The sequence below is a fragment of the Vibrio atypicus genome (assembly GCF_009811315.1).
GTDB lineage: Bacteria > Pseudomonadota > Gammaproteobacteria > Enterobacterales > Vibrionaceae > Vibrio > Vibrio atypicus.
This window is the reverse complement of sequence record NZ_BLID01000001.1, coordinates 812,460-826,153: the sequence shown is the minus strand read 5'-3', so window position 1 is coordinate 826,153 and position 13,694 is coordinate 812,460. Positions and strand designations below refer to the sequence as shown.

9 protein-coding genes are annotated in these 13,694 nt (G+C 44.6%); 4 read left to right on the top strand and 5 right to left on the bottom strand.

What is annotated here, in order from left to right; genetic code table 11:
- Positions 1 to 48: 48 nt before the first annotated feature.
- From GVO60_RS03675 to GVO60_RS03665, 3 genes are all read left to right on the top strand, one after another.
- Positions 49 to 948 carry an ABC transporter permease gene (locus tag GVO60_RS03675; RefSeq protein ID WP_159651238.1) on the top strand — a complete coding sequence of 300 codons (900 nt, stop codon included), beginning with the start codon at positions 49 to 51 and terminating at the stop codon, positions 946 to 948.
- Entirely contained in the window at positions 941 to 2,152 is a 1,212-nt protein-coding gene (locus tag GVO60_RS03670; RefSeq protein ID WP_159651237.1) for a quaternary amine ABC transporter ATP-binding protein, read from the top strand. Before GVO60_RS03675 ends, GVO60_RS03670 begins: the two co-directional genes overlap by 8 nt.
- A 208-nt stretch (positions 2,153 to 2,360) precedes the next feature.
- Positions 2,361 to 3,953 carry a BCCT family transporter gene (locus GVO60_RS03665; RefSeq protein WP_159651236.1) on the top strand — a complete coding sequence of 531 codons (1,593 nt, stop codon included), beginning with the start codon at positions 2,361 to 2,363 and terminating at the stop codon, positions 3,951 to 3,953.
- Positions 3,954 to 3,970: 17 nt separating this feature from the next.
- Here the strand turns inward: GVO60_RS03665 and GVO60_RS03660 are convergent, their stop codons facing one another.
- Positions 3,971 to 4,258 carry a hypothetical protein gene (locus tag GVO60_RS03660; protein ID WP_159651235.1) on the bottom strand — a complete coding sequence of 96 codons (288 nt, stop codon included), beginning with the start codon at positions 4,256 to 4,258 and terminating at the stop codon, positions 3,971 to 3,973.
- A 153-nt stretch (positions 4,259 to 4,411) separates the two neighbouring features.
- Complete coding sequence (locus tag GVO60_RS03655; RefSeq protein ID WP_159651234.1) at positions 4,412 to 7,201, bottom strand: glycoside hydrolase family 3 protein; 2,790 nt, start codon at positions 7,199 to 7,201, stop codon at positions 4,412 to 4,414.
- A gap of 142 nt (positions 7,202 to 7,343) precedes the next feature.
- Between GVO60_RS03655 and GVO60_RS03650 the strand changes: the two genes are divergently transcribed.
- Complete coding sequence (locus tag GVO60_RS03650) at positions 7,344 to 8,225, top strand: helix-turn-helix domain-containing protein (RefSeq protein WP_159651233.1); 882 nt, start codon at positions 7,344 to 7,346, stop codon at positions 8,223 to 8,225.
- A gap of 137 nt (positions 8,226 to 8,362) precedes the next feature.
- Here the strand turns inward: GVO60_RS03650 and GVO60_RS03645 are convergent, their stop codons facing one another.
- The 3 genes from GVO60_RS03645 to GVO60_RS03635 form a co-directional block, all read right to left on the bottom strand.
- A complete protein-coding gene (locus tag GVO60_RS03645) occupies positions 8,363 to 9,691 on the bottom strand; it encodes a carbohydrate porin (protein WP_159651232.1) in 1,329 nt (442 codons plus the stop codon).
- Between the two features lie 309 nt (positions 9,692 to 10,000).
- A complete protein-coding gene (locus GVO60_RS03640; protein WP_159651231.1) occupies positions 10,001 to 11,587 on the bottom strand; it encodes a glycoside hydrolase family 16 protein in 1,587 nt (528 codons plus the stop codon).
- Positions 11,588 to 11,645: 58 nt separating this feature from the next.
- On the bottom strand, positions 11,646 to 13,598 hold the full coding sequence (locus GVO60_RS03635) for a glycoside hydrolase family 17 protein (protein WP_159651230.1): 1,953 nt from the start codon (positions 13,596 to 13,598) through the stop codon (positions 11,646 to 11,648).
- Positions 13,599 to 13,694 lie beyond the last annotated feature (96 nt).

Below are 13,694 nucleotides of genomic sequence, written 5' to 3'. Positions count from 1 at the left end.
CTTCGTCAGCTGTCTATTCTGACGAAGGAGAATAAAAGGAATTTATAGATGTCTATCGAAAACTGGTTCAGCAGCTTTCCTGAAATGGATCGCTCTGACCTAAGAGCTATCCGCAAAACACTTGATGGCGCTTACCGAGATTTCTCTCGTGAATATGGCGACATGATCGAATCTTTCTTTGACCCACTTCTTTCGTTTCTTGTCTGGTTCGAAAAACTGCTAATTTCGACACCTTGGGTCATTATTCTCGCAGTCTGTACCGCCCTCGTTTACCTTGCCAGCCGCTCATGGAAACTTTCTCTCGGCTGCTTTGTTTCTTTAATACTGATTGGTTATTTCGGTATGTGGGAAAACACCATGCGGACACTCAGTATTATCACCGTCTGTACCATGCTTTCCATCATTCTCGGTATACCAATAGGCATCGCAATGGCGCGCTCAAATCGAGTGCAATCTATCGTAACTCCTATGCTGGATGTCATGCAGACCATGCCTGCGTTTGTCTATCTGATTCCCGTCGTAATGCTACTCGGCATCGGTAAAATCCCCGGGCTAATTGCGGTGGTTATTTACGCCATCCCACCGGTAATTCGATTAACTAACCTTGGTATTCGATTAGTCGACAAAGAAGTGCTCGAGGCTGCTACTGCATTCGGTGCCAGTGCGAAACAACGCCTATGGGGTGTTCAGCTACCCCTGGCGATGCCAACTATTATGGCCGGGATCAACCAAACCATCATGATGGCACTTTCAATGGTTGTTATTGCTTCCATGATTGGCGTTAAAGGCTTAGGTCAGCCAGTACTCAAATCAATCACCAACCAATACTTTACTTTAGGTCTACTTAACGGCTTCGCGATTGTCGCTTTAGCAATCTTGTTTGACCGCGCGTCACAAGCCTATGCGAAACGTACTCAAGCCCACTTAGGAGATCTAAAGCATGACTAAACCTCTTATTGAAATCAGTGGCTTGTATAAAGTCTTTGGCCGCAAACCTAAATCAGTGATGGAGCGAGTCAAACAAGGTGAAAGCAAAGACCAAATTCTTGCAGACACCGGCCATACCGTCGGGCTTAAAGAGATCAACCTTAAAATCAACAAAGGTGAGATTTTCGTCATCATGGGCCTATCTGGTTCAGGTAAGTCTACACTGATCCGTCACTTTAACCGCTTGATTGACCCAACCGAAGGGCAAATCTTGGTTGAAGGTACTGACGTAATGCAGCTGAGCCAATCTGATCTTGAAGAATTCCGCCGCCATAAAATGTCGATGGTTTTCCAGCGTTTTGGTTTATTGCCACACCGAACCGTTGTAGATAACGTCGCTTATGGCCTTGAAATTCAAGGGATTGAGAAAAGCAAACGCCTAGAGACCGCTAACCAGTGGCTCGAAACAGTAGGGTTGAAAGGGTACGAAAACCAATATCCATCTCAATTATCCGGTGGTCAACAGCAACGTGTTGGTTTAGCGCGAGCACTGTGTACCGACGCAGAGATCCTACTTATGGATGAGGCCTTCTCCGCACTTGACCCCTTGATCCGTAGCGAAATGCAAGATCAGTTGATAGAACTCCAAGAGAAACTGCACAAGACCATCATCTTTATCACACACGACCTTGATGAAGCACTACGTCTTGGTGACCGAATCGCTATTTTGAAAGATGGCGAATTGGTTCAACAAGGCACACCAGATGAAATCTTGCTCCATCCAGCCGATGATTATGTCGAAGCCTTTGTTAAAGACGTTAACCGAGCGCGTGCGCTAACAGTAGAAACCGTCATGAATCCACCAGCTTCTCGCATCACCGCAAACACGATTCAAGAAGCGATCGCTCAGATGAAGGGGATAAAGCAGGATTACGCTTACCACGTCACAGAAGAAGGCTATCAGGGCGTGTTGACGAAAGAAGGCCTACTCGATGCAGCGAAGCAAGATTCGCAAGAGGAAATTCATGAGGAAATCTATGAAGAAGTTCCTGCAATTTCTCCAGACTCCGCCATTGAAGAGGTTCTAATGGAGAGTATTTCGAGTGAATTCTCTCTTCCAGTTGTTGATGAGGAAGGAAATCTTCAAGGTGCGTTAGAACGCAGCGCCGTCGCTGAAATATTTGCTGATAATAGCGAAGGAGAAATATCGCTGACCCAAAGCTGAATAAGGCTTCATAAGCCATTCTATAGAGAATGACCCTCCCTAAAAACGCTGGTTTGCACCAGCGTTTTTTCATTAGTACACATCACAATTAATCGTGTGATTTTCAAACCATTTCGGTCTTATTTGTGATCAAACTTTAGTTTATTACTCTTTTCTGATAACCTTGCCGCGAAATTTTGTTTCGAACTCTAAATATTTGCGAGGATAAATGAGTAGTACTAAGGATAGGTATAGTATCGAGAATACCGATTACACAGTCGGTCAAGATAATGTTCAGAAGTGGGGATTCGATGTCCACAACCCAGTTTTTGGCGCGAGCGCCGGACTGATTATCTTGTTCTTGGTCGCCCTTCTTGTCGTCGATCCTGCGACAGCAAAAGCGTCACTTGACGGTATCAAGTGGCAAATCATCGGTAGCTTTGACAACCTTTTCATGTGGTCTGGCAACCTATTTCTAATTTTCTGTATTGGTTTGGTTCTTTCTCCTTTTGGTAAAATCCGTATCGGCGGCGTCGACGCAAAACCAGATCACTCCAACCTTTCTTGGATCGCAATGTTGTTCGCGGCAGGTATGGGTATTGGCCTTATGTTTTGGGGCGTAGCCGAGCCTGTTGCATACTTTACAGGCTGGTATGAAACACCACTTGGCGTAGAACCATACTCTGAAGAAGCTGTTCGCGTTGCTCTTGGCGCGACTATGTTCCACTGGGGCCTGCATCCATGGGCAATCTATGCGGTTGTGGCATTAGCAATGGCCTTTTTCGCATTCAACAAAGGCTTACCTCTCTCCATCCGTTCTGTCTTTTACCCATTACTAGGTGACCGCACTTGGGGTTGGTTTGGCCATATCATTGATATTCTTGCGGTACTAGCGACACTGTTTGGCTTAGCAACATCATTGGGTCTTGGAGCTCAACAAGCAGCAAGTGGTATCGGCCATGTTTTTGATATTGAGACAGGCCTTGGCTTACAACTTAGCGTGATTGCTTTTGTAACATCACTGGCGGTCGTATCTGTTGTGCGTGGCATTGATGGTGGCGTCAAAGTTCTGAGTAACACAAACCTTATTGTTGCTTTCGCTCTACTAATATTCGTGATCTTGGCTGGTTTAGCTGCTGCTTTGGGCTCTATTCCAGATACATTGATCGGCTACGCTGAAAACATCATTGCTCTAAGTAACCCACACGGTCGTGAAGATGAAGCTTGGATGCACGGCTGGACAGTCTTCTACTGGGCTTGGTGGATTTCATGGTCACCTTGTGTCGGTATGTTCATTGCCCGCGTATCGAAAGGGCGTACTGTGCGTGAGTTTGTGACTGCGGTAATCCTCATCCCAACCAGCATTACTCTGGTATGGATGTCAGCCTTTGGTGGTATTGCGATTGAACAGGTCATCAACAAAGTCGGTGAACTTGGCGAGAACGGCTTAAGCGATATTACGCTTTCTCTATTCTACGCTTATGAAGCAATGCCAATGAGCTCAATCCTATCTTTGATCTCAATTGTATTGATTATGGTCTTCTTCATTACTTCTTCAGATTCTGCTTCACTGGTTGTAGATAGCATTACGTCTGGCGGTAAAGTCGATGCACCAATCCCACAACGTATCTTCTGGGCATCGGTTGAAGGCGCTATTGCTGCTGTTCTACTTTGGGTAGGCGGCACAGAAGCCATTCAAGCACTGCAAGCCGGTACCATTTCAACGGGGCTTCCGTTCACTGTTATCCTGCTGGTCATGTGTGTCAGTTTAGTGATGGGGATGCGTACAGAGCTACAGCATCACAGAGTGAGCTACGCTTAACTCCACCTATCTAGATATTAAAGGTCCGGTCTTCCGGGCCTTTTGTTTATCTCCTCCTGACACTCTTTCTTATTCTTAAATACATTAGCTAGTGCTTCGGCTTCTATGTTCTCTGAGTCCTCGTAGACTCGAAAGGCGTCTCCATCCTTGTATCCCATAATGTGCATCACAGACTGTAACGCGCAGGTAAAAAACGCCATAACAGAAGCAAGAAACATAAATATCCCACCAACGTCTAGTTGCATCATCAACAAGGTAAAACCAAATATAATTCCTGCTGCTATTGCCTTATTTTTACTGTTCATATCTCACCCTTAACTCTTTGTTCTCATTGATTTTATAAATAGTTAAGCGCGCATTTATTGCGTTTAAACCCAAATTGTTCACGAGTTAATTATATGTCACTCAACAAAAAGCCCCTGTATTTCTACAAGGGCTCTGTGACTACATAAGCTCACTTACACTTTATTTAAATGTAAAACCTCTAATATGGCTCCTGGTTTCACAAAATCTATCGAAAATGTATAGAGGCCTTTATCTAACTTAACTTCTAGTCCTTCGACTTGTTGCGTAGTGCCATCTGTACCATGAATTGGGAAACTCATGCTGAACAGGTCATTGATAGATAAGCTGCACGAAGACTGTGCTAACGCATCTCTCTCATACCTCATTGCTGCTTGGCACCGATAAATGCCAGCTTCATTTACAGCGATATCAAAGGTTACTTGAGTCGAGGCATTCAGCTCCATCGGCCTATTGGCAACATAAACAGTTTGAGTTGGTGTTTCCTCAACAAGCTTTGTCGCTTTCGGTTTAAATGTCTTAATCGGTTCATACGCTTCTAATGGTCTTTCCATCACTGGCGCATTTATGATGAATCGACAAATATTCATCGCACTTCGCTGTAGCTCTCCGAGAGTCAACCTTCCCTCATTCAATGCCGACAAGGTGTCATCTTGCATCGCATTACGCTCAGCCCCATCATTTTCAACTACCATGTAAAGGTCATTCTGTGCACGCAACATATATGAGGTGAAGGTCTTACTCTCTTCGCCCGCCTCTATTGGATCGTTCATTTTCGCCCACCAGTCCGTCATCACTATCCCACTGAATCCCCACTCTTGACGCAACAATGTTGTATTCAAGTCATAGTTAGACGCTGCCCAATGGCCGTTCACTGGATTATAAGAAGTCATGATTGTGCTGGCTTTGCCATGTTTAACCGCCATTTCAAATGGCTTCACATGAACTTCTCGCAATGCACGTTCAGACATGATGCTATCCACATCCACTCGAGCAGTTTCTTGATCATTCGCTGCAAAATGCTTAATCGTTCCTGAAACTCCGGCTCGCGCTAAGCCAACTGTTTGAGCAGAAGCCATGATGCCCGTTAAATAAGGATCTTCAGAGAAATACTCAAAATTTCGACCATTTAAAGGGTGACGATGAATGTTAATGCCTGGGCCAAGTAACGTATCAATATGATTGGCTCTTAGTTCCTGACCGATCAAATAGAACAGTTCTTCGTTTAACTCTCGGTTCCAAGTACAGCCTAGCAATGTTCCAATAGGCACTTGAGTTGCTTTGTGGCCGCTGTCCATTCGAATACCAGACGGCCCATCTGCAGCAGCCGCAATAGGAATACCCAACTGAAATAGACCATCTGAAACACCACCAAATGCAGCCGCTGTACCCGGCGTGACTTTTGGGCTACACATGCCTTCTCCACGCACTAATGTAGCCATTTGCTCTGGTGACATTTGGCCAACAAAACCCTCAAGTGAAGCTGATCCTGAATAGACATCAGCCAGCTTGATTCCGACATCCCCTGTCAATTCTAGCGCTTGCGGCAATGAAGCAATAACTCGGTCAGCTAAGTCAACACGACGCTGTGGCGTAACTTCAAAACCAGCTTGATAGCTGCCTTGATCGTTTCTTGATGTCGGCTTAATTCTTTCAAAAGACTGAATTGGCGCACATGCTTCTTGGAGCTGCTCAACCACTTGAATATGAGGAAGATGCCATGTCGCGTAAATAGGCTGGGCTTGGTGTACGCTTCCACCGCTATAAAAATGATAGTCGCCAGCTTCAACTACGTAACAACTACGATGGTCAGTCACCCCACTGTCGTCGTATGACGCTAAGTGGGAAATAGGGACCGTTATGCTGATCAACTGAGACTCACTAGGCGCAAGTTTCTTAGTTTTTGCAAACGCGATCAGCACACGGCTAGGCTTACCCAATTTACCTTGTGGAGCCTCTAGGTAAAGTTGAACTACCTCTTTCCCGCTATAGAGATCGCCGATATTGGTCACTTCAATATCAAACTCGAATTGTTTGCTACCTTCGTGATCTTTAACTCGGTGTTCGACTAATTGCTGGTTAAATTGGGTATAAGATAGCCCTGAACCAAACTCAAATTGGACTTTTTCTGGTGCAAAGGTTTCAAAGTAACGATAACCAACATAAATATCTTCTTGGTAGACGTTGTATTTTTTGTCACCAAAGTTTGCCGAAGAAGGATAATCTTCAATTTGATAAGCAATCGTGTCAGTGAGTCGGCCACTTGGTGATTCCTCGCCAGATAGAATATCGGCCAACGCATGACCTGCTTCCATTCCTGCTGCCCAGTTGTACATGACCGCTTTTATAGATTGATGACCTTCTAGCGTATTAAGCCAAGACATATCCATAATATTGGTAACGTTCATGACGACAATTACGCACTCAAAATATCGGCAAACCTTAACGAGCATTGACTCTTCTAGCTCAGTCAAACGGTAGCTACCCGCAACGTCTTTATTATCTTGGTCTTCACCCGCAGTTCGTCCAATAAACACAACCGCCTTATTTGACGTGTTCGCCGCAGACTCGACTAACTCATCACTTAGCGGCATCTCTTTTTGAAACCAAGGTTCAGCAGCCCAACCGCCACCGCCATCATCAAATGGGTGCTGATTTACCCAGTCTTGATAAATAGAAACCAATTGAAGGTTGATGGTAATCGATGGATTAAGATCAATACCCTCTAGAGCACTCACCGAGTACGGAACATTTACAGCTCCACCGGAACCCGTTCCACTGCGATATGTATTAATCTGGCATCGGCCAAACAAGGACACGCAATCCTCAGGTAAGAGTGGCAAACTATTATTATCATTTTTAAGTAATACAATCCCTTCCGACGCCGCTTGACGACTGACTGGGGCCAACTGAAATTGAGCTTGTTGAATTTGATCGTTTTGCATAATCAACCACACGATGAGTTAAAGACAAGGCGACTGAGCCATTCGTTATGAATGATTCACTGTGCTTTCAATAACAAAAATAGTATGCTCAATTTCTTCGCTATTCTCCTAATAAAGCGACAATTAGAAGGAAATTAACGACATGACTGTGCGATATAGACTCCGCTCACATCAGCGTCATCAGCACTTAAGTTTTGCGTTTGTCGATGGTGACCACCAATCAGACTTCGCTCTACACAAACATGACTTTTCCGAATTGTTTCTGGTTGTTGAAGGAAGCGGAAAACATCTCGTTTCAGACTACGAATATCCATTGACAGCTGGTGACGTGTTTGTCATCAATGGTGAAACTGAACATGGCTTTAAAGACGTCAAAGGCCTCAAGCTGATCAACTTAATGTTTGATGCAACCGCACCATTTTTTGAGCTCCCTTCAATGCGGGCGCTATCTGGCTACCATGCCCTGTTTAAGATCGAACCAATAGCACGGCAGACCAGCGAATATAGGGCTAAACTAACCCTCACCCCAGACCAGCTGACTAGAGTCAAATTGATGCTTGAATCTATTAGAGTCGAGTATGAAACGGGTGATGTTGGATTTGAAGTCATGATCAGTAGTTTGATGCAACAACTTATTGTCACGCTGGCCAGGACGTATGCTGAGCAAAAACAAGATGAGCCTAAAACAGCTCTCGCCCTAAGCAGAGCTATGGTCTATCTGGAGCAACATTATACGCGTTGCGACCTATCTTCCGAACAAGTTGCACAAGCGGCTTTTATCAGTCAGCGTCAGTTAGAAAGACTGTTTAAACAATACTTAGATTCTTCCCCTAATCACTATCTTCGCCAATTACAATTAACCTACGCTCGCAATTTGATCACCAAAGAAAAGCTGTCCTCTGTGCAAACTATCGCGGAGTCGTCAGGTTTTAGTGACAGCAATTACTTCTCTAAATGTTATAAACAGCGCTTTCAGATCACACCAAGAGATGACATAAAAAAAGCCGCTAATAATAGCGGCTAAGGTGATAAATAGGAGCAAACCCTTTATCAGAGGAAAATGTGTGCCTGAACAGTTGCAACACAAAAGGATATAATGAAAAAAGGAAGGTATCGGCACTTGGCCACAAAATACCTTCTTAGTTAGCGCTCGTTAGTCAATTACCACCACATGTCCGCTTGGATACCTACGATGAAGTCTCCATCCTTACCGTTACCATCACGATCTTCACCATCTAGGTAAGAGGCAAGTAAGCGGATTTCTGGATTAGGCCCGAAACCAGAACTCACCACCATCGTTGGAGCGATAGTCAGCTTGTAATCGTATGAGTCAGCTTTCTCGCCGTTACGATCTTCGTAGTTAAACATGTAGCCTGCTTCTGTCGCGATAAAGAAGTTATCAGAGATTGGGAACGTTGGACGAACCATAGCGGAAACCCAACCATCACTCGCGCCATTGTCAAAATCATTGTATTGCGTTTGAATAGAGTGGAAGACGTTCACGCCATTTTCAAAGAAATAACCACCCCAAGCTAAAGCACGGAAAGAAGTGTCATTGTCTTCAACAGCCTTAACACATGATGTGCCACAACCAGTACCCGTTGTTAGCCAGCTTTGGTAGTCGCTGCCCGGCTTGTAGGTGTTGTAAGTGGTAATCGTACCGCCTAATAAGTTGCCAGAGCCAAGTCCTTTACCCGCTTGCGCAATGTATTTCGTGAAACCCTTATCAGAAAGGCCAAACACGGAATCCGAATGCACGATAGCAGTCATTTCATAGCCATTCTCAGCAAATGATTCTTCACCAGCGCCAAAGCCTAAATCCACCATATTGTCTGGCATGAACTTCGCCATTGCATGTAATTCAACGCTACCAAAGTTCACACCTGCGTGAAGAGCGTGCATGATATTGTTACCATCACCCCAGAAACCTGTGTCCCCAGAATCATCACTTGCGATATAAGCGAAGTCCCATTTGTTTCCGCCTAACTCAACACCCTCAATACCTACACCTGTACCTGACATATCCGTGTAGAAAAAGTCAGTCATGAAGATGTAGTTATCTTTACCGTAAAAACGCTTACCACCCCAAACAACACCGCTATCTGTTACACCTTCAAATTCAACAAAGGTTTCAGCCATACCGATTTCGCTGTTTGTTGCATCCGCGTTCGCCCCTAATTGGTTGGTTGCGTATTGAGCGTTATCCGCAGCAGCACGCGTTTTAATACGAATCTTTTGGCCAGCATCGTTCACAAAATTCTTTTGCAGCGCCAACTCAAAATGGCTATCAGACTCAACGCCCAAACGACCTAGACGCTCCTTTGATGCAGGAAATTTTGCACGTTTAAAATCGTCGTTTTTGCTATATAAAACGCCAGCACGAAAGTAACCGTGGAATTCAAATCCTTCAGATTTCTCAGCAAATGCAGGTAATGAGGTGACTCCAGTCGTTGCGATAAGGCAGGCAAGAGTAAGCTTAGACAGTTTCATAGTAACTCCATGTTATTTACGCGCCCAAAGAAAGCGCTTTCTTTTATTGTGATTAAAAAATCCAAAGACAAGCAGCATTCAAGGTGTAGGGAATTCAGAAGAGCTTAAAACGACTCTTTTGAAGACGGGGTTGCTAATCATGTTCGGATTGACGCTAGAATACTCATCAACAACCCATACATAAAGTTAATTAGATCACAAAGAAACCGCTTTCTTTGTGGATTGATCACAGAATGCATACGATCATTGAACAAAAAAATACCGCGCTAGATGCGCGGTATAGGCCAAAGTATTATTCTTCGCGTTTTGCTACTTGCTCATGCGGATGTTATCCAAAGAAAACTCCATCGCGCCTGTTGGCTCAAAAACCAGTAAGTTATTAATATTGGCGGGATCTGCACTTCCTGATACATAGCGATTCCCTCCAGCAATAATATCGGCAACAGACAACGATACGGTTTGCCACTCAGACGTATTGTTCAAAGGAACGGTCATGTCACTAGTCGCTGGCCAGCCGCTATCCATTTTGATCACCAGTTCAACACCTTCTGCTATTTGATCAACTTTGATATCAAAACTGAGTTGACCCGAGTCTAACCAATGGCTGATATCTGTCGTAGGAGAGCGGAAATAGATATTGCCGCCACCATTTTGTTTCGAGATAGACAATACTTTTCCGCGGCCTGGCTCTTCAACCTCTTGATATTCAACAATATCGGTTGGATCATAACTGCCATAGGCAAGGCTTCCATTGAGTGAGTCCATAAAAACGTTCAGCTCAGGGCCATCGGCATAACTGTCATCTTGAACCAAAATAGCTGGAGGCTGATTACCTTTAACCAAGGTCGCTTCTTCCGATTTCGCGCTGCAGCCTTTGCCTTTCCAACGATCAACCGAACAGCGGTACGCTTTCACATAATCGACCAACATTGTCTGAGGGAAAATATCGGCATTCACGCCTTTTTCATTCGCATTAGCCGCCCAAGATCCACCGACAGCAACATTCAGTAGCAAATGGAATTTCTCATTGAATGGCGCCAAACTATCTGCATTAACGAGCTGTCCTTCTTGCTCGAATTGAGAGTACCAACCTTCGTGAGTCTGTGTCGCGTAGTGAATGTTATCGACATACCATCTGATTTCGCCCTCTTCCCACTCTATTGCATAAGTATGGAAATCATCCGCTGGGTTGATCCCATTAGGCAGCGTCACCCCCAAACCACTACTCGCATTATCTGGCCAGGCTTTACCATAGTGTAAGGTAGCGTGGATGCGGTTTTCTTCCTCTCCCGGTTTTGCTCCAGGTGCATCAGACTGAGTTTTCAGGTTTACAGCTTCCAGAATGTCAATTTCACCCGATGCTGCCCAAGTGCCATATTTGCTGTCTGTTGGTAACATCCAAATAGCGGGCCAAGTACCTTGTCCAGAAGGAAGCTTAGCGCGAACTTCAAAGCGTCCATATTTTTGGTCGCGCTTTCCTTTGGTTCTTAATCTCGCCGACGTATAAGGAAGTGTTTTGCTTGCTCCACCCTCTACGCCTTCTGGGTTGTCAGGGCCCGTAAAAGACTCTTTTCTTGCGACAATATGGAGCAAACCATCTTTCACGAACGCATTCTTATCGCTATCGGTATAGCATTGTTGTTCGTTGTTTCCTCCTCCCCAGCAGTTTTGTTCAAATGACCAGTAACGCGGATTAATTCGATCGCCTTCAAAATCATCTTGCCAAGATAGTTTCCACTTATCGCTTGGTGTTATTGGCGTTTGCTGTAACTCTACTGGCTTTTTACCGGTTATAAATGAGGCATCCGTGGTATCTGCAGTACTTGCGCAGCCTACAAGCATCACCCCTGATAGGCTGGAAAATACAAGCTGCGAAATCAGTGTCTTGTTCAACATAATAGTCCTTACTTTGACTGCGATAAGGTAATCCCCATCGCGGTCACTTGGTTAGTTGTTATTTCGAGTAGTAGATATTGCTCACTTCGACAGATACCCCATCAGGAATGTAGTTTTCTCCTGCTCCATCCACTTCACCAAGGAAGAACATCAACGCCACAACGGCATTTAGATCCATCTGTTCATAATTAGCCAAAGCCGAGAGTGGAATAGAGTAAGTTTGTGTTTCTGTGGTAACCGGATAGGCAGTAGAACCACCGACTTGAACGAAATGATTCACTGAGCCCGAAGAGCCGGTTTGCATTCCGAGTTTGAACGTTACATCAGATAAAGCTTGCGTTGCTTTAATATCAAAGTTGAGGCTACCTTGCTCAAAACCTGTCAGGTTTGCTTGAACGCTAGGTTGAACACCAGCTCCCCACCAGCCAGGAAAACTATCCGACCCACCAGTAAGCATAATTGTAGAACCCGCATCATTTAAGTAGATACCTGAATTGCCTCCCCACCAATAGAGATTTACGCCTTCAGACAATGCATCACCAATTACCGTATATTTCTCACTGTTCACTGGCGCTTCTTTATAAGGAGGCAGTTCAACATCTAACATTAATGCGTCAATATTACCGTCATAGCTTTTGGTGATTTGAATGTCGTTGCCCTCACCATCTTTGCCTCTGGTTAACCCGGTAAACGCTCCTTGATCAACCAAATCCCAAAGTAAATACTTTGCCTGTCCGTTTAAATCAATCATGCCAAAATGTTTTTCGGAGTGGTTCTCGTCCGCCTGTTCCCAACCGGCTTTCCATTGCTCATCAAAGGCTTCGAAGAAGAATAGCGATGCACCAAATTCATTTGACCAACTTCTCAATGCGTCATGGTAAAGCTTCTGTTTGTATTCATCCGCCGCTTTTGTTCCTGTTACGCTAAACCCATCACTTGATATCGTAGACCAACCAGTTTCACCAATATGAATTTGTTTCGTTGGGTCGATGGCGTTGACGTTGTCCTGAACTGCTTTCACTTGACTTAAAAAATGCTCTTTTGCACGAGCCATTGCAGATTGAAGTTGTTCTTCTTTCGTTAACTCTTGCTCATCCAAAGGCACAGACCAAAACTCGCCATTCCAATGAGTATCATGGAATGGGTAAGAGTGGACGGAAACATAATCAACCGCTTCAATAAGCGCTTTGTAGTCATCTCCGGCATAGTCACCTTGTCCAGCCCAGACTGCGAAGTTATCAGAACTTGTAATCCAAGTGTCCACCGGAATTTCATCCACTAAATCGTCGTAACCTTTAGTAAAGTCGTTCGTTTTTAAGGCCTGAAGTTGATTGATGTAATTCGTCACTACAGCAGGTGAGACGTGGTAGCCGGCCCAATGAACCATTGACTCGTTCCCGACCGCCATCACTTTAATGATTTCTGGGTATAAATTAACGAGCTCGATCGCTTTATCCATCTCCGCTTCACTTGTCGCACTGCCTTGGGTTCGATCTATTTCCCCTCCTCCCCAAGAATTGACGGCATCAACCCAGATACCGAGCATAACGAACATTTTAAACCCTTCTCTGTATTCGACAGATGTCGGATTCATAAATGCGTCAATCGCAACCAACAGACGCTCAGTATCGATATAGTCTTGCGTGTGATAAGTGCGAATTACCTTGATACCCATTGCTTCCATCAGCAATAAATCTTCTTTGATCTCTTCAACCGAAGGTGCGTTATCGACACTATCACGCACTGTTTGACGAAATGAGCCATAGGATATAGCTTGGAAATCAGGGTTCCCAAGCAGGAAGTCATTTGTCGTTGAACGGCTACTGTTAACATCATAACCAAGTACATTAGGGTATGGAGCAACAGGTGCTGGCTGATCGACAAGCACTACCCCTTCACTTGGTGATGCACCGTTAGTCGTTGGATCTTCTATTTTCTCTGAATCACAACCAATCAGTAACAGAGGCAGACAGGTTAAAAGAGCATGTTTATTTATTTTTAGTCTATTCATAGGGAAATATGTCCGTATTATCTCACTCAATTAAGGAAGCGCTTTCTCTAAAAAAGAAAATAGTTGCACTCCTATGCAATTCCGTTTGGTAATCCA

What these genes read in the sequence shown, in the direction of transcription:
- GVO60_RS03675 (WP_159651238.1), top strand. Translation starts at nt 49, where the DNA reads ATGTCTATCGAAAACTGGTTCAGCAGCTTTCCTGAAATGGATCGCTCT.
- GVO60_RS03670 (WP_159651237.1), top strand. Translation starts at nt 941, where the DNA reads ATGACTAAACCTCTTATTGAAATCAGTGGCTTGTATAAAGTCTTTGGC.
- GVO60_RS03665 (WP_159651236.1), top strand. Translation starts at nt 2,361, where the DNA reads ATGAGTAGTACTAAGGATAGGTATAGTATCGAGAATACCGATTACACA.
- GVO60_RS03660 (WP_159651235.1), bottom strand. Translation starts at nt 4,258, where the DNA reads ATGAACAGTAAAAATAAGGCAATAGCAGCAGGAATTATATTTGGTTTT.
- GVO60_RS03655 (WP_159651234.1), bottom strand. Translation starts at nt 7,201, where the DNA reads ATGCAAAACGATCAAATTCAACAAGCTCAATTTCAGTTGGCCCCAGTC.
- GVO60_RS03650 (WP_159651233.1), top strand. Translation starts at nt 7,344, where the DNA reads ATGACTGTGCGATATAGACTCCGCTCACATCAGCGTCATCAGCACTTA.
- GVO60_RS03645 (WP_159651232.1), bottom strand. Translation starts at nt 9,691, where the DNA reads ATGAAACTGTCTAAGCTTACTCTTGCCTGCCTTATCGCAACGACTGGA.
- GVO60_RS03640 (WP_159651231.1), bottom strand. Translation starts at nt 11,587, where the DNA reads ATGTTGAACAAGACACTGATTTCGCAGCTTGTATTTTCCAGCCTATCA.
- GVO60_RS03635 (WP_159651230.1), bottom strand. Translation starts at nt 13,598, where the DNA reads ATGAATAGACTAAAAATAAATAAACATGCTCTTTTAACCTGTCTGCCT.